The organism is Streptomyces sp. NPDC041068 (assembly GCF_040647455.1).
Taxonomy (GTDB): Bacteria; Actinomycetota; Actinomycetes; order Streptomycetales; family Streptomycetaceae; genus Streptomyces.
In genome coordinates this window covers 279603-300342 of sequence record NZ_JBEZCG010000001.1, presented here as the reverse complement: position 1 = coordinate 300342, position 20740 = coordinate 279603, and the positions used below count along the sequence as shown (strand labels likewise).

Genomic DNA, 20740 nt, shown 5'->3' with positions numbered 1-20740 from the left:
TCAGAGGCTCCACCCAAGCGTGTGACATGTATCACATTGAGGTGGTGATCACGCCTAACTAACGTGAGCCCGGGCCGAGTTCCGCCGGCACCCCGAAACCCTGCTGCGCGTTTCAGGAAAGGTGCACGATGACGTCCGATATTCCCTCTGAAGAGGTCGTTCCGGATCAGGTTCTCCAGCTCTGGAACGAGACCCTTGGCGCCGGCGCCGATCCGGCCATCGGTTTCCTCGAAAACGGCGGTGATTCCTTCAAGGCGGTCACCCTGTCGACCCAACTCTTCGAATCGACCGGCAAAGACATCGGATTCCTCGACATCCTCGAGACGTCGGATCTCGACGCCCTGCGCACCCTGCTCGACGACGCCGCCGCCCCGGCCTGATCTCGATGGCGCAGGGCTCGAACGTCCCGCGGGGCACGCGTGCCCTCAAGGTGCTCTGCCTGCCGTACGCGGGTGCGGGTGCCGGCGTCTACCGACCCTGGCAGCACGACCCCGGTCCCGCGCTGTCACCGATCCCGATCCAACTACCGGGCCGTGAGGAGGAGTTCTCCCTTCCCCACCACCACAGCATGGCGGCCGCGGTCGCCGACGTGGTGCGGCGGGTACGGGCCGCGGCCGACGGCGAGCCCTTCGTCCTCTTCGGCCACAGCCTCGGCGCGGTCCTCGCACACGAGGCCGCCCGGCAGCTGCTCGCGTCCGGCGGCCCCATACCCCGCCACCTCGTGGTCAGCGGATCGGTCAGCCCGCGTCGCCGCCGTCCCCCGCGCCCTTTCCCCACCGACCCCGACGCGTTCACCGTGGCCCGGCTGCGCGAGCTGACCGGTGCCCCGCTGGAGACCCTGGAGCACCCGGAGCTCCGTGACCTCCTGCTGCCCGCGCTGCTCGCCGATCTGGCCCTGCTCGACGACTACCGTCCCCCGCAGGACCCGGCGCCGCTGCCGCTTCCCATCACGGCGATCCGGGGCAGTTCCGACGCCACCGTCCCCGTCCTCGACTGGCAGGACTGGGAGGCGTACACCTCGGCGGCGTTCCGCGGTCTCCAACTGCCCGGCGGGCACATGTACCTGACCGACTCCTGGCCGTCCGTGCGGCAGACCCTCGAACGCCTCGCGTGACACCCACCCCAACACCCCGACGGGAACCGCAACCATGCCGCCAGCCGTCCCCTCCACCCTCTTCGGGCTGTTCGCCGCGTCCGCCGCACGCCACCCGGACCGCATCGCCCTCGAAGTCGGCGACCGAACCCTGACGTACGCCGAGTTGGATCGGGAGTCCACCCGGCTGGCCGCCGACCTCGTACGCACCCTCGGCCGGCGGCCCACCAGGGTGGGTCTGCTCGCCGCACGCAGCCTTCCCGCCTACGTCGGATATCTCGCGGCGCTGCGCCTGGGCGCCGCCGCCGTCCCCCTCAACCCGGCCTTCCCGCCGCCCCGTACGCAGACCATCGCCCGGGACGCCGCGCTCGACATCGTGGTGCGTGACACGGCGGGATGGCGCGCCGCCGAGGATCCGACCGACGTGCTCGGCATTCCCCTGGTGCTCCCCGCAGACGCCGCGCACACCGATGCCGTCGAACCGGCCGTCCTCGACGCCCATCACGACGACGCCCATCCCGATCCGCAGGGCATCGCGTACATCCTCTACACGTCCGGTTCGACCGGCCGCCCCCGTGGCGTGCCCATCCGGCACGCCAACATCGTGCCGTTCATCTCCTGGGCGATCGACGACTGCGGCTTCACCTGTGAGGACCGCACCTCACAGAACGTCGAGCTCTCCTTCGACGTGGCCGTGTACGAGCTGTTCGTCACCTGGGGGTCGGGCGGCGCCCTGGTCGTGCCACAACCCAACGACGTCCTGCGGCCGTCCCGCTTCGTACCGGCCAAGAAGATCACGCACTGGTTCTGCGTTCCCTCCGTCGGCACCATCGCGGCCCGCACCGGGAGCCTGGAGCCGGACTCGCTGCCCGGCCTCACCAAGGTCATGTTCGGTGGCGAGCGCCTCACCACCGAACAGGCCGAGCAGTGGGCCGCGGCCGCCCCACAGGCCGAGCTGCGCAACATGTACGGCCCCACCGAGGTCAGCGTGGTGTGCGTGCAGGGCCGGGTCGGCAACAAGGGCGAAGTGGCGACGCCCGGTTCCAACAACACGATGCCCATCGGCGACGTACTCCCCCATCTGGACCATGTCGTGCTCGGCGACGACGGGCACCCCGCGGCCACCGGCGAGCTGTGCGTCCGCGGGCCCCAGCGGTTCGCCGGATACCTCGACCCCGCCCACGACGCCGACCGCTTCGTCCGCTGGGCTCCCGGCGAGGCCGCGCGCGTACTCGACGGCGAGGCTCCCGGACCCGACGACTACTACCGCACCGGCGACATCGTCGGACCGGCGCAGGGCGGCCTGGTGTTCCTCGGCCGCATCGACGACCAGGTGAAGATCCGCGGCCATCGCATCGAGGTCGGCGAGATCGAGGCCCGGCTGACCCGTCATCCGGACATCCGGGAGGCGGTCGTGGTCGCCGATCCGGGCGACGGCGACGCCACCCTGGTGGCCCACTACACCGGCACGCCCACTCGGGCCGCGGACCTGACGACGTTCCTGCGCGAGCGGCTGCCCGTGTACATGGTGCCGAGCCGCTTCGAGCACCGCGACGCGTTCCCCCTCAACACCAACGGCAAGATCGACCGCAAGGCCCTGGCCGCGCAGCGGAGCCGAGGCTAACGCCGCACGCGGGGCATCCCCAGGCCGATCCAGGAGATGATCTCGCGCTGGATCTCGTTGTTGCCGCCGCCGAAGGTGAAGATGACGGCCGAGCGGTAGCCGCGTTCCAGTTCGCCGTGGAGGACCGTGCCCGCCGAGCCCTCCTTGAGGGCGCCCGCCGCGCCGACCACCTCCATGAGCCAGGCGTACGCGTCGCGGCGCGCCTCGGAGCCGTAGACCTTGACGGCGGAGGCGTCCTGCGGGGTGAGGGTGCCCTCCTGGACGGCGTTCACCATCTGCCAGTTGAGGAGCTTCATCGCGTCGAGCCTGGTGTGGGTCCTCGCCAGGCGCTGGCGGACCCAGGCCAGGTCGATGACGCGGCGGCCGTCGGCGAGCTTGGTGTCCATGGCCCAGCGCTGGACGTCGTGCAGGGCGCGGATCGCCATGGTGCCGTGGGCGGCGAGGGTGACGCGCTCGTGGTTGAGCTGGTTGGTGATCAGGCGCCAGCCCTTGTTCTCCTCGCCGACGCGGCGGGAGACGGGGACGCGGATGTTCTCGTAGTAACTGGCCGTGGTGTCGTGCGAGGCAAGGGTGTTGATGAGGGTGCAGGAGTAGCCGGGGTCGCTCGTCGGTACGAGGAGCATGGTGATGCCCTTGTGGGGCGGCGCGTCGGGGTCGGTGCGGACGGCGAGCCAGACCCAGTCGGCGGTGTCGCCGTTGGTCGTCCAGATCTTCTGTCCGTCGACGACGTACTCGTCGCCGTCCCTGACGGCCCTGGTCTTCAGGGCTGCGAGGTCGGTGCCCGCGTCGGGTTCGCTGTAGCCGATGGCGAAGTCGAGCTCTCCGGAGAGGATCCTCGGCAGGAAGTACGCCTTCTGCTCCTCCGTGCCGAACTGCATGATCGTCGGCCCGACGGTGTTGAGGGCCATGAGCGGCAGCGGCACACCGGCCTGGGCGGCCTCGTCGAAGAAGATGAACTGTTCCATGGGGGTGAGCCCGCGCCCGCCGTACTCCTTCGGCCACCCGACCCCGAGCCAGCCGTCCGTCCCCAGGCGGCGGATGGTCTCGCGGTAGAACCGCTTCTGGGACGCGGGGTCGGCGTACCGCGCGTAGGCGTTGTCGGGCACCAGCTCGGCGAAGTACGCACGGAGCTCGGTGCGCAACTGCTGCTGCTCAGGCGTGTATTCGAGGTGCACGGCCCCTCCAGGCGCTCTACTGGTGGCTCACGGTTCGGCTCTGGCCCACTGCTCGGCTCGCTGATCGGCCCACTGCTCGGCTCGCTCGGTCCCGGATCCGACGGCGCACACAGTAGAACGCGTTTCAGAAATAGGGAATGGCGGCGACGCGGTCGGCGACCGGCCGACCGCCCGCGGGCCTCGGCCGTGACTCCGGCGGCCCGGCCCGCTGAACTGCGGATTCGGACGGGCGCGTGTCCGAATGTGACAGGGAATCGTCATTGCGGCCATGGGGCGGGGCGATGAGGATGGGGTCATGCCCCTTCCGCACAGGGTCGTCATCGCGGTCTTCCCCGATGTCGACCTCCTCGACGTCACCGGCCCCGCCGAGGTCTTCGCGCTCGCCAACCGCGAGACCGCGGGCCGCGCCGGCTACCGGGTCCGACTCGCCGGGCCCGCCGCCGGAGCGGTCCGCACGTCGGCGGGCGTGCGGATCCTCGCCGATCTCTCCTTCGACGAGGTCGGCGAGGACGTGGACACGCTGCTGGTGCCGGGTGCGGTCGACATGGCCGATGACGGGCCCGTGGCCCGTGTCGACCCGGACGTCGTGGCGTGGGTGAAGGACACCGCGCCGCACGCCCGGCGGGTGGCGTCGGTGTGCGTAGGCGCGCACCTGCTGGCCGCGGCGGGACTGCTCGACGGGAAGACGGCGACCACCCACTGGTCGACCGCGGCACAGCTCGCGGCCGACCATCCGGACGTCACGGTCGACCCTGACCCCATCTTCGTCCGCACCGATCGGGGGCGGCTGTGGACGGGGGCGGGGATCAGCGCCTGCCTGGACCTGGCCCTCGCGCTGGTCGCCGAGGACCAGGGCGAGCAGACCGCGCTCGCGGTGGCCCGGCAGCTGGTGCTGTACCTCAAACGGCAGGGCGGGCAGAGCCAGTTCTCCGTACCGCTCGGCCGGTCGGCCACCACACGTCGTGACATCGACGAGCTGCGGCTGTGGATCGCCGACCACCTCGACGACGACCTGTCCGCGGGCGCCCTGGCCGCGCGGATGTGTCTGAGCGAGCGGCACTTCGCCCGGGTCTTCACCCAGGAGACGGGCACCAGCCCCGCCGCGTACGTGGAGGCCGCCCGCATCGAGGTCGCCCGGCGGCTCCTGGAGACCACCGACGATCCGCTCGACCGGATCGCGGCCGCCGCCGGGCTCGGCTCGGTCGAGACGCTGCACCGGGCGTTCCGGCGGCAGCTGGCCACCACGCCGGTGGCCTATCGCCGTCGCTTCCGCACGCGTTCCGCCTGATCCCGGTTCGGTTCCCCGCACTTCACTTCCCGGCAGGCCCGCCGGGCAGCGGGCTTCGCCATGCCTGTTCCAGTACCCGTTCCCGTTCCCGTTCCAGTACCCGCTCCGGTTCCCGTCCCCGTACCGGTCCGTTCCAGTACCGGTTTCCGTTCCCTGAACGACATGAAGAGAGGCACCTCATGAGCAGCACCAACCCGTCCAAGGCCCTGCGCGACGTGTTCGGCCTGGACAACCGTCCGCCGCGGCTCGCCGAGTCCGCCCTCGTCCTGGTCGACTTCCAGAACACCTACCGCACCGGCGTGATGGCACTGGAGGGCGCCGACGAGGCGCTCGCGGCCGCCGCCCGTCTGCTGGAGCGCGCCCGTGCCGCGGGCATCCCGGTCGTCCACGTCATCAACGACAGCGGCGAGAACACCCCGTACGACATCCGCGCCCACATCGGTTCGATCAGCGACGAGGTCGCTCCGCGGGACGGCGAGCCGGTCGTCGTCAAGGGGCTGCCCGACTCCTTCCAGGCCACCGACCTGGAGAAGACCCTGACCGGCCTCGGCTTCGCCCCGGGCTGTGACAAGGACCTCGTCCTGGCCGGGTTCATGACGCACATGTGCGTCCAGTTCACCGCCCAGGGCGCCGTCAACCACGGCTACCGGCCCACGGTCGTCGCCGAGGCCACCGCCACTCGTTCCCTCACCGCTCCGAACGGCGCGGTCGTGCCCGCCGCCGCCCTGCAGGCCGCCGCGCTGACCACCATCACCGACCGGTTCGGCCCGGTCGTCCCCACCGTCGACGGCCTTCCGGCCTGAGCCGCCTGAGCCGCCTGAAGAATGTGAGCCGCCGCTCGGCGTCCGGCTCCCGGCCTCGGCCCCGCGTCAGCCCATCGTCGTCAGGAACTCGTCGCACGCCTTCGCGCAGCGGCGGCAGGCCTCGGCGCACTGGACCGACGCGGGGCCGAGGTCGCAGAGCGACGCGCACTGCAGGCAGACGGCCCGGCACCACTCGACCTGCATACGGACGCGCTGTTCGTCCTGGTCGCTCTGCTCGGCCAGGACACGGGACGTCGCGTCGCACACGTCCGCGCAGGCGCTGTTGAGGCGGGGGCCGTCACCCGGCTCCGCTGGGCCCTGCCGCATGGCGCATTCGCGTACGCAGTCGTCACAGGCCTGCGCGCAGGCGAAGCGGTCCTCCAGATAGCGGACGAGATCGTGGTGGCCGAGCTCCTCGGGCGCGGACGGGGTTGTCGTCGATGTCACGGGGCCTCTCCCTTCGCTCCCGCACGGGTAGCCGCACCTCTGGTGACCCAAACATGGCCCAACCGCCCCGGAGGAGGAAAGGCGCCCCGCGGCACTCCACGTGCCCTTCGATTTGTCGGTGCGAATGCTCCATCGGGCCGCCCCGCCACGCCCGTCGGGCCCGGCGCCGCGCGGTAGAACGACGGGATGACGACTCATCACGGAAGCCGTTCCGTACCGACCGCGGAGATCGGCGACCGCCATCCGCTGTCCCTGGTCCTCGTCACCCTGACCGCCGTCAGCGGCCTCGTCGACGCCATCTGCTATCTCGGCCTCGGCCGCGTCTTCACCGCGAACATGACGGGAAACGTCGTCGTCATCGGCTTCGCCCTGGCCGGTGCACCGGGGTTCTCCGTCACGGGGTCGCTGGTGTCCCTCTCGGCCTTCCTCGTCGGCGCCGTGGCCGCGGGCCGACTCGCGCTCGCCTTCCGCGGTCGACACCGCGTCCCGTGGGTCCGCACCGCGGTCTGGGGCGAGGCGCTGCTGCTCGCGATCGCCACCGTCGTCGCGTTCGCAAGTGACGGAACGCCGCCGTATCCGGTGATCGTCCTCGTCGCCCTCGCGATGGGACTGCGCAACGGCACCGTCGGCAGGCTGGCCGTCCCGGACATGACCACGACGGTCCTCACGCGCACCCTCGCGGCGCTCGCCGCCGAGTCACGTCTCGCGGGCGGCACCGACCTGCGGGCCGTCCGCCGGGTCGTCGCCGTCGCCGCGATGCTCGCGGGCGCGGTCCTCGGCGCCTGGCTCGTGCTCCACCACGGCATCGGCTGGCCGCTGCTCCTGAGTACGTCGATCGTCGCGGCGACGGCGCTCGCGTACCGCGAAGCCGACTGACCCCGGGGGCTGACCGCCCCGGAGGGGCGACCGATCCGGAGGGGCGACCGACCCCCCGGAGGGGCCAACCGACCCGGAGGGCCAACCGCCCCGGAGGGTCCGACTTCCCCTGTCACTCCGCTCACACGACACTCTCGCGATTGACTCAACTCCCGGAAGTTATCCCGTTTTAGACAATGTCTCGGTTTGGTCTCGGTCCCGTCCGCGCTGAACAAGCCCGCGCCCCGCCCCCGTACTCACGCTCCGAGAAGCCGAGTTACGCGGCGCCGGACACACGGCGCCGGATCAGCAGCCACGGCAACGCCACCACGCATCACGATCCCAGGGAGACCCCGATGACCAGCACGGCCAGCACGACCGGCAAGTACCGCAGGAACACCGCCCTGTTCGCGTCCTTCGCTGCCGCGGGCGCCCTGCTGCTCTCCGCCTGCGGCGGCGGTGACGACGGCAACTCCGGCGCGCAGTCCCCCGGTTCAGTCTCCTCGTCGGCGTCATCGGACTCCATGGAGCTCTCCCTCAAGTCCGGCACCGCCCAGCAGAACAGCGCCCCCAAGATGACGGGCGACTGGGCCAACGCCCCCGGCAAGCCCGCGGCGAAGCCGGTGCAGCGCAAGTGGGTTCAGCTCTCGGCAAGCCGGGCGGGCGCCCTCGACCCGGTCGTCGTCAACGGCTCCGGCTTCACCCTGTACCGCTTCGACAAGGACACCGCGTCGCCCTCCAAGTCGAACTGCAACGACGCCTGCGCCACCACGTGGCCTCCCGTGCTCGTGAACCCGGGCGGCAAGATCTTCGTCGACGGCGTGGACCCGTCCCAGGTCGGCGTCATCACCCGCGACGACGGCACCCACCAGGTGACCGTCGGCGGCTGGCCGGTCTACCGCTTCAGCAAGGACACGAAGCCGGGCCAGACCAACGGCCAGGGCGTGGGCGGCACTTGGTTCGGCGTCCAGCCCGACGGACAGAAGTCCGGGGTGCCCGCCGGCCAGGAGGACCAGGACGGAACCGGGTCCGACCAGGCACAGGACGAGCCCGCCTCCGACGAGGCGGCGCGGGCCCCGGCCACCAGCGCGATCCTCTTCGACGACGCCAACTTCTCGGACAGCGGTCCGGCGCAGGGCGTCGCGGGCAAGGGCTGCCAGAACGTGGCGCGGCCCAAGGTGACGTCGTCGATCTCGCTCAGCGGCTCGGCGAAGATCTGGTCCGGCCGCGGCTGCACCGGCGAGTCGAAGACCGTCAACGGCGACGTCGCCGACCTGGCCACCATCGGCTTCAACAACAAGATCAGCTCGGTGAAGTTCGGCTGACGGTCGGCCGGATACCTCCGGCAGCAGTCACCCATAGACCGGTGCCCACCCCGATCCGTCCCCCGGGGGTGGGCACCACTCCCGCGCGCCGCCGCGCCTCAGCCCTCCGCGCGGCGGCGCGCCAGCGGCTTGAGCTGGATCATCGCGACGGACGGAGGCACGGAGCCCGGCCCGCCGCCGTCGCCGCCCTCGCCCTCGCCCTCGCCCACACCTACGCCCTCGCCCTCGCCCACACCTACGCCCTCGCCCTCGCCGCCGTACTCCGTCCTCTCCAGCTCCGCGGAGAACGCCAAGCGGTAGTCGACCCGCCGCTTCACCGTCTTGTCCGCGGTGAGCGTGAACTCCACACTGGTGCGCCCCATCGCAGGGACCCGGACGCGCCGCGCCCCCTCCGCCCGCGCCGACCACCCCTCGGCCGGGTCGGCGGCGACGGTGACGGTCCGCTCCGAAGCGGTGAAGTTGTAGACGTCCAGGGCCATCCGGGTGCGGGACCCGAGCCGGTAGCCGAGCGGCGGCGGGGCGTCGCCGTTGTCCTTGCCGGGTGCGGCGTTGCGGGCGGAGTAGCGCTGGCTGAGGACGATGTGTTCGGCATCGGAGCGCTCACGCCGCCGCCGACCTGGTGGTTCCGTACGCGTACGCACGATCTCCTCGCCGCCCGCCGCGACCACGTACACGGGGTCGCGCGAGACCGCCACCTCCACCGCACCCGAGACCACGGCGACCGCACCGCCGCCCGCCCCTACGCGCCTTCCCATGATGTCGCGCACACCCAAACACTCACCCTGCACGGGCAGTTGGACGCGACCGGGCTCCGGCGCCCACACGACCGTGACGGTCACCGAACGCCCCGCCCCGTCGCGCTCCCCCGTGGCGAAGACGTGCCCGACCGCCTCCGACGGCAGCCCCTCCAACGAGCTCACGAAGTGCGCCTCGCCGAGCAGCGACGCCAGCGCCGCGCACGCGCTGTAGGCGGGCCAGGGCTGGAATTCGCGGCTGAGCAGCCCGAAGTACACGCCCTCGTCATGGATGGGCGGACCCCCGAACCAGAACTGCCGGTCGTTCCCCGCGGCAAGGCCTTCCACCATGGAGCGCACCAAGTACCGCGCCTGCACGACCTGTTGGGCGGCATCCAGATCGCTCCCGGGAAGCGCGTCGAGGAAGGCCCCGCTCTCGGTCATCCACAGCGGTACGCCGCTCCCGTACCGGCGTGCGAGGTCGTGCTGCTCGTCGGCGGCGCCCGGGAACGCCGGCTCGTCCTGCTCCGCGGGGTCCGGATAGCCGTGGAAGGCCCAGACATCGGCGTACCGCACGACGTCGTTCTCCAGCATCAGCCGCTGGAAGTGGCCCGCCTCGGCGATGCCCGGCAGCACGGCGAGCGGCGGGTGGGGCGCGTCCGCGATGCCGAGGGCGGCCGCCTTGACGTAGGCGGCGTGCGCGTCACCGGTGCCACGGGTGACGTCGACGTCCGGTTCGTTGGACAGCTGCAGCGCTTCGGGCGTGGCCAACTCGTCGCGCCCGACGGCCAGATGGCGTGCGTAGCGGTAGGCGTCCCGCAGATCCGCGGGGAGCGGCAGCGAGGCGTCGGTCATCGCCCACTCGGGGGCGGCCGAGACGACTTCCAGCGAGGTCAGGCCGTGTCGGCGCAGGGCGCGGGTGATGCGGTCGTAGTGCTCGGTGGCGTAGGCGCCGCGCGCCGGCTCGGCCGTGGGCCAGGCGTTGCCGTCCCGCACGCAGCCCACGCCCATGTCCTTCATCCCGGCGGCGAAGGCGTCCAGGCGCGAGGGCGGAACCAGCGAGAAGACGAAGGCGTTGACGCCGAACCGGTTGGCGGGCCCGCTCACCGCGCCCCGTTCGGGCAGACAGGCGAAGTGCCGGGTCAGACCGGCTCCGCTGCCTGCCCCTTCGGCGAGGTCGGCCTCCACGCGGTAGTTACCGGGCGGGAGTTGGGGGAGCGTCACCGACGCGAGCCGCCGTCCGACGGGGACGGTCACGGCGCCGTCGGCCACGCGTTCCCCGAAGTAGTCGATGACCGCGTACCGCACGCGGCGCGCGGCAGCACGGTCGTCCGGTCCGGCGACACGGAAGCTCAGGCAGGCCGGCTCGCCGTGCCGGTACGTACCCATGCCGGTCCGTGGATCACCGAGGTACGCATCGCGCAGCACGGTGCCCTCCACGCGCGTCAGCGTGAAGCAGTCGAGGGCCAGGGCATACGCGAGGGCGTCGCCGACGGCCACCTTCTCCTCCACCCGGAAAGTCAACTCCTGCCCACCCGCGTGCAGTTCGACGTCACCCAGCGCGAGGACACTCAGATCACCCCACGCCGCCTCGGACTCGTACCAGTGCGGCTGGGACCGTCCGACCTCCCTCGGCGGCCCGCCGTCGACGGCGATCTCGATGTACGAGGCGACCGCCTCGGTGTGCGGGAGTTCGACGGGGGCGGTGGCAACCGCGGCCAGTTCGTACGTCCCGGCCGCGGGCGCCTCGATCGCGTACGTCGCGAACCAGCCCTCGTCCGGCGGCTCTTCGGTGGACAGGAGCGACAGGTACTTTCCCCGCGCCGCCCGGCGGTCGGCGGCGACGGGGATGTTCGTCCGCGCCGCCGACTCGGCCTGCACCGCGATCACCGCGCCACCGCGGCCCGCATTCCTGGTCGTACGCCGATCAGAGCCCATGCCTCACAGCACACATGGGCCTGCCGGAGTCGGTCGTCCTGCGCGAGGGCGGCCCGCCCCGGAATCCTCGTCGGGGTCGGGTCTCGCCCCCAGGACGGAGACGACCCTGACGTCACCCCTGAGGACGAGGAACGCAACGTACGCGTGCCGCGCGCCACTTGGGCCAGCCAATCCGGGAAGGTTCCGGGCGCGAGGGGCGGGCAATGACATGGGCGGTCTTCCGGAACAGCGCACCCTCTCCGCCCTCCAGGCCACGGTCACCGGCATCGCGGTCACCCTCCTCGCCGCCGTCGCGACGCTCGTCAGCGACACGTGCCGGCTCAGTCCGCACAAGGGATGCACCCGGCCACCGGGCCGACAAAGGCCTGGTGCGGACCGTGAAGTGGATCGTGTGGTCCGACACGGCCGGAGAGCTCCGACTGCCGGAGCGAAGGGAGCCCCGCCGCGACGGGGGAGACACGGCGGGGCTCACCCATCGAGTGCCCGATCTGCGGCCGGTCACACCCATGGGTTCGCACCTCTTTGCGAGCGGTCGGCGGTCAGCGGGTGTCCCACCACCGGGATGCCTGGTCATCGGGCTCTTCCGGGCTCGCGAAGTGGAAGGGGATCCGGAACATCCCGGCCAACTCCTCACCGACCCCCCGCGCCTCGACGGCCTCCGGCCAGGGCGGCGCCTGTCCGTTGAAGATCCGCAGGTCGGATCCATGGCGAAGCGTGGCGAGTCGAAGATCCCGAGGCACCGCTCCGCCGCCGGCCGGAGGAAAGACGGCGACGACATCCACCATCCACCCCTGGGTGTCCCCGTCCCACAGCGCCTCGATCACCACAGGCCGCCCCGCCTCGGCCCGAATCGCAGCCGCCATGTCGGCCACGGTGGGCGGAGAGAGGCGCGTGACGCGATCGGCGAGCACCGCGTAACGGGCGGCCACGAGGTCCTGGCACGCGCGCAAGCCACCGGGACGCGGCACTCCGGCGAGGGCGCCGCCCTCGCCGAACGCCTCCCAGACCTCCTTCATGGCCCCCACCATGCGGTCCGCCGTCACCAACTCGTCCACACGCTCTCGCACGGCTTGCGGCAGGGCATCCCATATCCGTGTGTCCATCGCGCCATTAGATCCCGGAACGTCGGCGCGCCAGGCCATGAGGCAAGCGGCAGGTACCCCTACGCCGCCCCCCTCCGCCTCAACTCCGCACCCCTGCACCCGAGTTCACCCCATCGAGGGACAGATAAATGCATATCTTGGTGTATTCTCACCGTTGGCGAAATGTGCCCGGCATTCTGAACTTCGCGACTTCTCCTCATGCGAAGGGTGCCCCCATGGCCACGAATCCCCCCACGTCACCTGCGCAGCCGTTCCTCGAACTCCGGCTGGGAGGACTGCACTTGATCGTCCAGCGCATCCCCACCTGGCTGGTCACGCTGGTGACCACAGCGAGCGGTACGGGAATCGCCTGGTGGACCAGCCGCTAGGGAGTTCCGTCCCGCCATGGCCACCGCGCTCGGCGGATCAGAGCCGAGGCCGCGCGGCTCGCCGCGGACAAGCCCCCGGCCTGACCTCACGCGTACGTACGCCTCCCCCGCCGGTACGCGATCTCCCCCAGCACGATGTCCACCGCCAGGAAGGCAACCAGCGGGATGCCCAGCAGCGGCACGAAGTAGCCGAGTACGGCGATCGCCGCCATCAAGGGGACCAGAACATGAGCCGGGACGTCCCGCCACGCGCCGCGCGGCATCGGGCGGCCGAAGCGCGAACCGCGGCCTCGCTGCCACCACATCCGGTAGCCCCAGACGATCAGCAGGATCAGACAGACGGCCAGCGCGGCCAGCGCGATCTGGTTGGCCAGGCCGAAGAGGGTGCCGGTGTGCGCGTCGATGCCCCAGCGCGTCAGCTTGGCGAGGACGGGGTAGTCGTCGAACCGCAGGACGTCCGTGACCTCGCCGTTCGCCGGGTTCACCGCGACCGAGTCCTGCTTCTCCGGCCAGCTGCGCCCGATCTGCTTGACGACGTACGCGGAGGACGCGTCGGCGGGCGGCACGATCTCCACCGGGTTCGAAAGGCCCTTCTCCCGGGCGGACCCCAGAACGGCGTCCAGGCCGACATCCTTCTTGTCCTGGCCGGTCGCCCCTGTGGTCCCCGAGGCCGGGCCCGCCCCCGCGCCGTGCCCCGCGTGCTCCCCACCCGAGTCCGCCGCCGGCGCCCCTCCGGGCGTCACGCTCGCCGACACCGCGGGCGTGGTCTGGCCGACCGCCTCCCGCAGGTCGCCGATGCTCTCCCCCGCGTACGCCGACCAGGTCAGACCCGTCGCCGACAGGACGAACAGGCCGAGTGCCGCCCAGACGCCGACCGTGCCGTGCAGCGACAGCGTGCGGCGGCGGCCCTTGGTGCCCCGCAGCTTCCGCCGCGCCCTGCGCCGCCCGAACCACAGGACGAGGCCGCCGCCCGCGATCACCCACAGCCAGCTGGCGGCGAGTTCGCTGTAGAGGCGGCCCGGCTCGCCGAGGTGCAGATCGCGGTGGAGTTCGTCGATCCAGGTCCGCAGCGGCAGGGCGCCGCCCGACCCGTACTGCTCCAGCGCGCCGCGCACCTCGCCCGTGTACGGGTTCACGAAGACGGCAAGCGTCCGGTCGGCGTCGACTCCGGGCACCCCGGACAGCAGGACACGCGTGGTGTCGCCGTCCTCCGGGGACGGGCGGACCGCACTGACCTTCCCCTCGGGGTGCGCCTCGCGGGCCGCGGCCACCTGGCGCGCGAGAGGCAGCTCGTTCTTGTCCGAGGCCACGGGGACGCGCAGCTCATCGGCGTACACGATCTTCTCGGCCTCGAACGAACCCGCGTAGAGCAACCCCGTCACCGCCGCCACCAGCAGGAACGGCGCGATCAGCACACCGGCGTAGAAGTGCAGGCGCAGGACCAGCGGGCGCAAGGAGGCCCAGCCGGTCCTGCGCCCGGCGGGCCGGGCCTCCGGAGCCGGTGGCGACGGCTTCGGAGGCTCGGCTGGCTGCTGCCCGTCGCCGGCGGCGAGGACGGTGGGTTCGGCGGGCATGACGCGTTCTCCTGGATCGACGCGGTCGAATCGACCGACGGGCCGCGGCCCGGCTTCGGCCGGACCGGTCCAGGAGTCGGCCCACGAGCGGACCGAGTTCCCACCCCTTCCTGTGACGTACGCCACCGGGGAGCGGTCAGCTCGCGTCGGCTGCGCCCTCCTCCGGCGCACCGGACCGTCGCCTGATCGTCTGGACGATCGCCGAGAAGTCCCGCGTCGCGCCCTCGCCCGCGGCGAACTCCTCGTACAACTGGGCAGCGCGCAGACCGAGTTCGGCATCCACCCCCGCCGCGCGGGCGGCCCCCGCGGCCAGGCCGAGGTCCTTGGCCATGAGCGCGGCGGCGAAGCCGGGCCGGTAGTCGCGGTTGGCAGGGCTGGCGGGGACCGGGCCCGGCACCGGACAGTTGGAGGTGAGCGCCCAGCACTGCCCGGACGCCGTGGATGCCACGTCGAACAGGGCCTGCGCGGACAGGCCCAGGCTCTCGCCGAGCACGAAGGCCTCGCTGACCGCGACCATCGAGACGCCGAGGATCATGTTGTTGCAGATCTTCGCCGCCTGCCCGGCCCCGGCGGCCCCGCAGTGCACGGCCTTCCTGCCCATCGCGCAGAGCAGGGGCTCCGCCTCGGCGAACTCGGCCGCGCCGCCGCCCGTCATGAAGGTCAGCGTGCCCGCCTCCGCCCCGACCACCCCGCCGGAGACCGGGGCGTCCAGGGCGCGGTGGCCCGCGGCGACCGCGGCCTCATGGGCGAGGCGGGCGTCCGCGACGTCGATGGTGGAGCAGTCGACGAACAGCGTGCCCGGGGCGGCCGCGGCGAGCAGCCCCTCGTCGCGGTAGAGGGCGAGGACGTGGCGCCCGGCGGGCAGCATGGTGATCACCACGTCGGCGCCGGAAGCGGCCTCGACCGCGGAGGCCGCGGGCACGACTCCCTTGCTCGCGGCCTCCTTCAGCGCGTCGGCCACCAGGTCGTGGCCGACGACGCGATGGCCCGCCGCAACGAGGTTCGCGGCCATGGGCCCGCCCATGTGGCCGAGGCCGATGAAGGCGATCGTCCGCCACGGCGCCTGCCCCGTACCGTGCTCGGTCCCGCTCACCACGCCACCTCCTGTCCCGCGCCGCCCGCGGCCAGGGAGAGCTCCCGGGCGCCGAGCGGTGCGAAGTATCGTTCGACGTCGTCGTCCGTCACCTCGGAGAGCGTGCCGGGGTTCCAGCGCGGCGAGCGGTCCTTGTCGATGACCTGGGCGCGGATGCCCTCGGCTAGATCGGGCGCGGTCAGGGCGGCGCAGGACACGCGGTACTCCTGGTCCAACACCGCCTCCAGCGAGCCCAGTTCACGTGCGCGGCGCAGCGAGGCCAAGGTCACCTTCAGCGCGACGGGCGACCGGGAGAGCAGCCCGTCGGCGGCCTCCTTCGCCGGGCGGGAGCCGTCCGCGAGGAGGCGGTCGACGATCTCTTCGACGGTGCCCGCGGCGTAGCAGCGGTCGATCCAGGGCCGCTCCTCCGCGAGGGGGCCCGGCGGCGCGTCCCCGACGTACCGCGCGAGGACTTCTCGTACGGGTGTGTCGGCGAGGTCGGCGATCAGCCGGGGCAGCGACGACGACGGCACGAAGTGGTCGGCGAGGCCGCACCTGAGCGCGTCGCCCGCGGTCAGCTGCGCGCCGGTCAGGGCGAGATGGGTGCCGAGTTCGCCGGGCGCGAGGCCCAGGAGGTAGGTGCCGCCGACGTCGGGCACGAAGCCGATGCCGGTCTCGGGCATGGCCACGCGGGAGCGTTCGGTGACCACGCGCACGCCGGCGTGCGCGGAGATTCCGACGCCGCCGCCCATGACGACACCGTCCATGACGGCGACGTACGGCTTCGGGTAGCGGGCTATGCGGGCGTCGAGGCGGTACTCGTCGCGCCAGAAGGCCCGCGTCGCGTCGCCGCTGCCCGCCGTGACGTCCGCATGAATGGACCTGATGTCGCCGCCCGCGCACAGACCGCGCTCCCCCGCCCCCGTGAGCACCACGGTCTCGACGGCGGGGTCGCTCTCCCATGCGGTCAGCGCCTCGTCGACGCGGCGGACCATGGTGTGGGTGAGGGCGTTGAGGGCGCGGGGGCGGTTGAGGGTGATGTGCGCCGCGCGGCCCTCGACGCGGAGGACCACGGGGTCCTCGGCCGCGGTCATCGGACGGCCTCGGTGAGGCCGCGGGCCACGATCACGCGCATGATCTCGTTCGTTCCTTCCAGGATCTGGTGGACCCGCAGGTCCCGGACGATCTTCTCGATGCCGTACTCGCTCAAGTAGCCGTATCCGCCGTGGAGTTGGAGGGCACGGTCGGCCACGGAGTAGCCGGTGTCGGTGGCGAACCTCTTGGCCATGGCGCACAGTTCGGGGGCCCGTGGGTCGCTCCGGTCGAGGGCGTCGGCGGCCTGGCGCACCAGGGCACGGGCCGCGGAGAGCTCCGTCGCCATGTCGGCGAGCCGGAACCGCAGGGCCTGGGCGTCCAGGAGGCGCGCGCCGAACGCCTCGCGGTCGGCGAGGTGGGCGATGCTGCGGTGCAGGGCGCTCTGCGCGCCGCCCAAGGAGCAGGCGGCGATGCCGAGGCGTCCGCCGTTGAGACCGTTCATGGCGATACGGAAGCCCTCGCCCTCGGCGCCGAGGCGGCGGTCGGCGGGGATGCGTACGCCGTCGAGGAGCACCTGGCGGGTGGGCTGGGCGTTCCAGCCCATCTTGCGTTCGTCTGCACCGAAGGAGAGTCCCGCGTCGTCCCGCTCGACGACGAACGCGGAGACGCCGCCGGGTCCCTCCCCTCCGGTGCGGGCCATGACGACGTACACCTGCGAGGTGCCCGCGCCGGAGATGAACTGCTTGACGCCGGTGAGGACATAGTGGTCGCCGTCGCGTTCCGCGCGGGTGCGCAGGGCCGCCGCGTCGGATCCGGCGCCGGGCTCGGTGAGGCAGTAGCTGCCCAGCGTCTCGGCCGCGCACAGGCCGGGCAGCCAGCGGGCGCGTTGGTTCTCGTCGCCGTAGCGGTCGATCATCCAGGCGACCATGTTGTGGATGGAGAGGTATCCGGCGATGGAGGGGCAGCCGGTGGCCAGGGCCTCGAAGACGAGGGTGCCGTCGGTGCGGCCGAGCCCCGAACCGCCGTGTTCCTCGCGTACGTAGACACCACCGAGGCCCAGTGCGGCGGCCTTGCGCAGCACGTCGACGGGGAAGTGCTTGTCGCGGTCCCAGGCCACGGCGTGTGGCGCGAGGTGTTCCTCGGCGAAGTCGAGCGTGACCTCGGCGAGGGCGAGTTGGTCCTTGGTGAGGGTGAGTTGGCCCTGGGCGAGGGTGCCGGTCAGCGAAGTCATCGCGGTCATCCCATCGTCGGGATGGTGAAGTTCGCGCCTTCCCTCGCTCCCGATGGCCAGCGCGAGGTGACGGTCTTGGTGCGGGTGTAGAAGCGGATGGCGTCCGGGCCGTGCTGGTTGAGGTCGCCGAAGCCGGAGCGCTTCCAGCCGCCGAAGGTGTGGTACGCCACCGGGACCGGGATGGGGACGTTGACGCCGACCATGCCCGCGCCGACGCGGCGGGAGAAGTCGCGCGCGGTGTCGCCGTCCCGGGTGAAGATGGCGACACCGTTGCCGTAGGGGTGCTCGGTCGGCAGACGCAGGGCCGCCTCGTAGTCGGCCGCGCGCGCCACGCACAGGACGGGGCCGAAGATCTCCTCGCGGTAGATCCGCATGCGCGGCGAGACGCGGTCGAAGAGCGTGGGCCCGGCGAAGAAGCCGTCCGCGTGTCCCGGCAGGGTGAAGTCGCGTCCGTCGACGACGAGTTCGGCGCCTTCGCCCACGCCGATGTCGACGTAGCGGCGTACGCGGTCGAGCGCGTCGCGGCTGACCAGCGGCCCGAAGTCGGCCTCGGGGTCGTCGGAGCGGCCGATGCGCAGCTCGGCGACGCGCTCCTTGAGGCGGGCGACGAGCGCGTCGGCGGTCTCCTCGCCGACCGGCACGGCGACCGAGATGGCCATGCAGCGCTCGCCGGCCGATCCGTACCCGGCGCCGATGAGGGCGTCCACGGCCTGGTCGAGGTCGGCGTCCGGCATAACGATCATGTGGTTCTTGGCGCCGCCGAAGCACTGGGCGCGCTTGCCGTTCGCGGCGGCGGTGGCGTAGATGTGCGCGGCGATCGGGGTGGAGCCGACGAAGCCGAGCGCCTGGACACGGGAGTCCTCGAGGAGGGTGTCCACCGATTCCTTGCCGCCGTTGACGACGTTCAGGACACCGGGCGGAAGGCCCGCCTCCAGGAAGAGTTCGGCGAGCCTGAGCGGTACGGAGGGCGCGCGTTCGGACGGCTTGAGGATGAAGGAGTTGCCGCAGGCGAGGGCGGGCGCCGCCTTCCACAGCGGGATCATCGCGGGGAAGTTGAACGGGGTGATCCCGGCGGTGACGCCGAGCGGAACGCGCAGGGAGTGCACGTCGATGCCGGTGCCCGCGTTGTCGGTGAACTCGCCCTTGAGCAGATGCGGGATGCCTGCGGCGAACTCGACGACTTCCAGGCCGCGTTGCAGATCGCCATGGGCGTCGGCGACGGTCTTGCCGTGCTCGCTGGACAGCAGTCGGGCCAGCGACTCCCGCTCGCCCTCGACGAGTTGGAGGAACCGCAGCAGCACGCGGGCACGCCGCTGCGGATTCCACTCGCCCCACTCGCGCTGCGCGGCCTGCGCATCGGCGATCGCCGCGGTCGTCTCCGCGCGCCCGGCCAGCGGCACATGTGCTTGTACGGAACCGGAGTTGGGGTCGTAGACATCGGCGAAGAGCCCGGACGTGCCGGGCACGTGCTTGCCGCCGATGAAATGTGTCAGTTCACGGACCATGAGAGCCTGCTCTCGTCAGATGAGATCCGGGGATGGCACGGCAGACCGACGGCGGCACCGGGGTGGGGGTGCGCAGCCGAGAATGCCGTGGGACGCGAAGGCCTAAGAGCCGTCGCGGAGTTGGGTGCCGTCAGGGGCCACCGCTCGCTCCGCCGGTTCACCTGGGTCGTGGGTACGGACCGGTGCCATGCGTGTCTGCTCCATCCTCGTGGACAACACGGAACACCCCGCGGCCGGTATCCTGACTCCCGGATCAGCGCGCGTCCTCCCGCCTTCCCGACGGCACTTGTCCGTCAGTGGCGTATCGCTCTGCGAGAACGCACTCCCCGGTCACAGTGGCGGGACCGCGCCGGATTCACACCGGCTTCCCTGCACCGCGGGCTCTGGTCACGAACATATAGTTGGACGTCCTAGTAAGTCCACCCCCGCCTTACACGAAGGCCGGAAGCAGCGCCTCCACCACGGTCTCGACCGGGGGCAGGAAGTCCTCGGCCGCCGCACCGAGCAGGTAGCGGTGCATGGCCCGTTGGTGGCCCGCCCCGATGAGGAGCAGGGCCCCCGCCTTCGGATCCAGGGCGGCACCCACCCGTCCCGCCGCGCGTTCGGTGCGGAGCAGGTCGGCCACCACGCCCAGCGCCAGGTGGGGGCCCACGTCGCCACCGCGCCGCGCGAGGAGTTCGCGGAGCTGCCGGTCGGACTGCAGGGCGCCGAGCACCGGCATGATCCGGAGGTAGAAACCCTCCAGGCCGCTCACCACCGCGACCAGGTCCGCCCGCAGATCCCCGTCGGCGTCCCGGCTCCCCAGCACGACCGTCGCGTCGGAGAACACCGGCAGATGCTCGCCGATGACCGCCTCCAGCAGGCCGAGTCGGTCGCCGAAGTGGTAGAAGATGCTCGACTCCGCGACACCCGCCCGGCGCGCGATCTCCTTGGTGGACAGGGCGATTCCCGCCTCGCCGAGCACTTCGCCCGTGGTCCTCAGGACCGCCTCCCGCACCCCGGTCGACGGCCGCCCGCGCCGCGCCTGTGCCACCTCGAAATCCCCTTTCCTTATTGAGTGTTCACTCAGGAAGAGGTTAACTTACTGAGAGATCGCTCAGTAAGTCGTACGCCAGTGGTTCGGCACGCCGTCCCGGAAGGAAGACCTCTTATGTCCGGTCCCTCGCAGGAAGCACGCAAGAACTCCATCCGCAGGCTCTACAAGGCACTTGAGTCCGGCGACGTCGACGCGGCCGACGGCCTGTTCACCGACGACTTCGTCACCACCGAGGGCCTGCACCAGAACGTCCGCGGCCCCCAGGGCTTCAAGGAGGCCATCCGCGCGGTGCACGCCGCGTACACCGACCCCTCCTTCGAGATCCTGGACCTCGTGGCCGAGGACGACGCGGTGGTGGTGCGCTGGCGCATGCGGGCCCGCCACACCAGCGAACTGATGGGCGTGCCCGCCACCGGGCGCGAGGTGAGCATGGAGGCGTTCGCCCTGTTCCGCTTCGTCGGCGACCGCGTCAGCGAACGCCACGCCGTCATCGACCGCCTCGGCCTGCTCCAGCAGTTGCGGGCAACGGAGTAG

General features: G+C 71.8%; 19 protein-coding genes and 1 riboswitch. Of the genes, 9 read left to right on the top strand and 10 right to left on the bottom strand.

What is annotated here, in order from left to right:
* Nucleotides 1–128 precede the first annotated feature (128 nt).
* Genes AB0B50_RS01090 through AB0B50_RS01080 form a run of 3 tightly spaced genes read left to right on the top strand, consistent with a single transcriptional unit; the run spans nucleotide 129 to nucleotide 2717 of the window.
* Nucleotides 129–380 (top strand): phosphopantetheine-binding protein, encoded by a 252-nt coding sequence (locus AB0B50_RS01090; RefSeq protein ID WP_362323607.1) that lies wholly within the window; start codon nucleotides 129–131, stop codon nucleotides 378–380.
* A 5-nt stretch (nucleotides 381–385) separates the two neighbouring features.
* On the top strand, nucleotides 386–1114 hold the full coding sequence (locus tag AB0B50_RS01085) for an alpha/beta fold hydrolase (RefSeq protein WP_362323604.1): 729 nt from the start codon (nucleotides 386–388) through the stop codon (nucleotides 1112–1114).
* A 34-nt stretch (nucleotides 1115–1148) separates the two neighbouring features.
* The gene (locus AB0B50_RS01080) at nucleotides 1149–2717 is read left to right on the top strand and encodes an amino acid adenylation domain-containing protein (protein ID WP_362323601.1); all 1569 of its coding nucleotides are present in this window, start codon (nucleotides 1149–1151) and stop codon (nucleotides 2715–2717) included.
* On the opposite strand, the gene AB0B50_RS01075 is transcribed toward AB0B50_RS01080, so the two are convergent.
* Nucleotides 2714–3892 (bottom strand): acyl-CoA dehydrogenase family protein, encoded by a 1179-nt coding sequence (locus AB0B50_RS01075; RefSeq protein ID WP_362323598.1) that lies wholly within the window; start codon nucleotides 3890–3892, stop codon nucleotides 2714–2716. The two genes, AB0B50_RS01080 and AB0B50_RS01075, sit on opposite strands and share 4 nt — an antisense overlap.
* A 295-nt stretch (nucleotides 3893–4187) precedes the next feature.
* Between AB0B50_RS01075 and AB0B50_RS01070 the strand changes: the two genes are divergently transcribed.
* Together AB0B50_RS01070 and AB0B50_RS01065 are read left to right on the top strand one after the other, a co-directional pair.
* Complete coding sequence (locus AB0B50_RS01070) at nucleotides 4188–5180, top strand: DJ-1/PfpI family protein (protein WP_362323595.1); 993 nt, start codon at nucleotides 4188–4190, stop codon at nucleotides 5178–5180.
* 179 nt (nucleotides 5181–5359) lie between these two features.
* Entirely contained in the window at nucleotides 5360–5983 is a 624-nt protein-coding gene (locus AB0B50_RS01065) for an isochorismatase family protein (RefSeq protein ID WP_362323592.1), read from the top strand.
* A gap of 66 nt (nucleotides 5984–6049) precedes the next feature.
* On the opposite strand, the gene AB0B50_RS01060 is transcribed toward AB0B50_RS01065, so the two are convergent.
* On the bottom strand, nucleotides 6050–6430 hold the full coding sequence (locus AB0B50_RS01060; protein ID WP_362323589.1) for a ferredoxin: 381 nt from the start codon (nucleotides 6428–6430) through the stop codon (nucleotides 6050–6052).
* Between the two features lie 186 nt (nucleotides 6431–6616).
* Here AB0B50_RS01060 and AB0B50_RS01055 point away from each other — a divergent pair, with 186 nt between their 5' ends.
* Together AB0B50_RS01055 and AB0B50_RS01050 are read left to right on the top strand one after the other, a co-directional pair.
* Nucleotides 6617–7306 carry a YoaK family protein gene (locus AB0B50_RS01055; protein ID WP_362323587.1) on the top strand — a complete coding sequence of 230 codons (690 nt, stop codon included), beginning with the start codon at nucleotides 6617–6619 and terminating at the stop codon, nucleotides 7304–7306.
* A 335-nt stretch (nucleotides 7307–7641) separates the two neighbouring features.
* Nucleotides 7642–8610, top strand: a complete 969-nt coding sequence (locus tag AB0B50_RS01050) for a hypothetical protein (RefSeq protein WP_362323584.1) — start codon at nucleotides 7642–7644, stop codon at nucleotides 8608–8610.
* A gap of 98 nt (nucleotides 8611–8708) precedes the next feature.
* Here AB0B50_RS01050 and AB0B50_RS01045 read toward each other — a convergent pair whose 3' ends face one another.
* Together AB0B50_RS01045 and AB0B50_RS01040 are read right to left on the bottom strand one after the other, a co-directional pair.
* On the bottom strand, nucleotides 8709–11282 hold the full coding sequence (locus tag AB0B50_RS01045) for a hypothetical protein (protein WP_362323581.1): 2574 nt from the start codon (nucleotides 11280–11282) through the stop codon (nucleotides 8709–8711).
* Between the two features lie 539 nt (nucleotides 11283–11821).
* Nucleotides 11822–12385 (bottom strand): hypothetical protein, encoded by a 564-nt coding sequence (locus tag AB0B50_RS01040; protein WP_362323578.1) that lies wholly within the window; start codon nucleotides 12383–12385, stop codon nucleotides 11822–11824.
* A gap of 215 nt (nucleotides 12386–12600) precedes the next feature.
* On the opposite strand from AB0B50_RS01040, the gene AB0B50_RS01035 reads away from it, so the two are divergent.
* Entirely contained in the window at nucleotides 12601–12753 is a 153-nt protein-coding gene (locus AB0B50_RS01035; RefSeq protein WP_362323576.1) for a hypothetical protein, read from the top strand.
* Between the two features lie 86 nt (nucleotides 12754–12839).
* On the opposite strand, the gene AB0B50_RS01030 is transcribed toward AB0B50_RS01035, so the two are convergent.
* The 6 genes from AB0B50_RS01030 to AB0B50_RS01005 form a co-directional block, all read right to left on the bottom strand.
* Entirely contained in the window at nucleotides 12840–14327 is a 1488-nt protein-coding gene (locus tag AB0B50_RS01030; protein ID WP_362323574.1) for a PepSY domain-containing protein, read from the bottom strand.
* Between the two features lie 136 nt (nucleotides 14328–14463).
* Nucleotides 14464–15423: a 3-hydroxyisobutyrate dehydrogenase gene (gene mmsB, locus AB0B50_RS01025; protein WP_362323572.1), complete on the bottom strand. Its 960-nt coding sequence runs from the start codon at nucleotides 15421–15423 to the stop codon at nucleotides 14464–14466.
* Nucleotides 15417–16493 (bottom strand): enoyl-CoA hydratase/isomerase family protein, encoded by a 1077-nt coding sequence (locus AB0B50_RS01020; RefSeq protein WP_362323570.1) that lies wholly within the window; start codon nucleotides 16491–16493, stop codon nucleotides 15417–15419. Before AB0B50_RS01020 ends, mmsB begins: the two co-directional genes overlap by 7 nt.
* Nucleotides 16490–17674 (bottom strand): acyl-CoA dehydrogenase family protein, encoded by a 1185-nt coding sequence (locus AB0B50_RS01015; RefSeq protein ID WP_362323568.1) that lies wholly within the window; start codon nucleotides 17672–17674, stop codon nucleotides 16490–16492. Before AB0B50_RS01015 ends, AB0B50_RS01020 begins: the two co-directional genes overlap by 4 nt.
* Entirely contained in the window at nucleotides 17671–19170 is a 1500-nt protein-coding gene (locus AB0B50_RS01010; RefSeq protein WP_362323566.1) for a CoA-acylating methylmalonate-semialdehyde dehydrogenase, read from the bottom strand. The genes AB0B50_RS01015 and AB0B50_RS01010 overlap by 4 nt, the downstream gene beginning before the upstream one ends.
* A gap of 213 nt (nucleotides 19171–19383) precedes the next feature.
* A riboswitch (cobalamin riboswitch) is annotated at nucleotides 19384–19564 on the bottom strand.
* A gap of 36 nt (nucleotides 19565–19600) precedes the next feature.
* Nucleotides 19601–20203 carry a TetR/AcrR family transcriptional regulator gene (locus tag AB0B50_RS01005; protein WP_362323564.1) on the bottom strand — a complete coding sequence of 201 codons (603 nt, stop codon included), beginning with the start codon at nucleotides 20201–20203 and terminating at the stop codon, nucleotides 19601–19603.
* Between the two features lie 117 nt (nucleotides 20204–20320).
* Between AB0B50_RS01005 and AB0B50_RS01000 the strand changes: the two genes are divergently transcribed.
* Nucleotides 20321–20740 carry an ester cyclase gene (locus AB0B50_RS01000; RefSeq protein WP_362323562.1) on the top strand — a complete coding sequence of 140 codons (420 nt, stop codon included), beginning with the start codon at nucleotides 20321–20323 and terminating at the stop codon, nucleotides 20738–20740.

Excerpts from the sequence above, each read along its gene's own strand:
- AB0B50_RS01065 (WP_362323592.1), top strand. The coding sequence starts at position 5,360 with ATGAGCAGCACCAACCCGTCCAAGGCCCTGCGCGACGTGTTCGGCCTG.
- AB0B50_RS01070 (WP_362323595.1), top strand. The coding sequence starts at position 4,188 with ATGCCCCTTCCGCACAGGGTCGTCATCGCGGTCTTCCCCGATGTCGAC.
- AB0B50_RS01040 (WP_362323578.1), bottom strand. The coding sequence starts at position 12,385 with ATGGACACACGGATATGGGATGCCCTGCCGCAAGCCGTGCGAGAGCGT.
- AB0B50_RS01050 (WP_362323584.1), top strand. The coding sequence starts at position 7,642 with ATGACCAGCACGGCCAGCACGACCGGCAAGTACCGCAGGAACACCGCC.
- AB0B50_RS01030 (WP_362323574.1), bottom strand. The coding sequence starts at position 14,327 with ATGCCCGCCGAACCCACCGTCCTCGCCGCCGGCGACGGGCAGCAGCCA.
- AB0B50_RS01020 (WP_362323570.1), bottom strand. The coding sequence starts at position 16,493 with ATGACCGCGGCCGAGGACCCCGTGGTCCTCCGCGTCGAGGGCCGCGCG.
- AB0B50_RS01010 (WP_362323566.1), bottom strand. The coding sequence starts at position 19,170 with ATGGTCCGTGAACTGACACATTTCATCGGCGGCAAGCACGTGCCCGGC.
- AB0B50_RS01085 (WP_362323604.1), top strand. The coding sequence starts at position 386 with ATGGCGCAGGGCTCGAACGTCCCGCGGGGCACGCGTGCCCTCAAGGTG.
- AB0B50_RS01015 (WP_362323568.1), bottom strand. The coding sequence starts at position 17,674 with ATGACCGCGATGACTTCGCTGACCGGCACCCTCGCCCAGGGCCAACTC.
- AB0B50_RS01000 (WP_362323562.1), top strand. The coding sequence starts at position 20,321 with ATGTCCGGTCCCTCGCAGGAAGCACGCAAGAACTCCATCCGCAGGCTC.
- AB0B50_RS01055 (WP_362323587.1), top strand. The coding sequence starts at position 6,617 with ATGACGACTCATCACGGAAGCCGTTCCGTACCGACCGCGGAGATCGGC.
- AB0B50_RS01090 (WP_362323607.1), top strand. The coding sequence starts at position 129 with ATGACGTCCGATATTCCCTCTGAAGAGGTCGTTCCGGATCAGGTTCTC.
- AB0B50_RS01045 (WP_362323581.1), bottom strand. The coding sequence starts at position 11,282 with ATGGGCTCTGATCGGCGTACGACCAGGAATGCGGGCCGCGGTGGCGCG.
- AB0B50_RS01080 (WP_362323601.1), top strand. The coding sequence starts at position 1,149 with ATGCCGCCAGCCGTCCCCTCCACCCTCTTCGGGCTGTTCGCCGCGTCC.
- AB0B50_RS01035 (WP_362323576.1), top strand. The coding sequence starts at position 12,601 with ATGGCCACGAATCCCCCCACGTCACCTGCGCAGCCGTTCCTCGAACTC.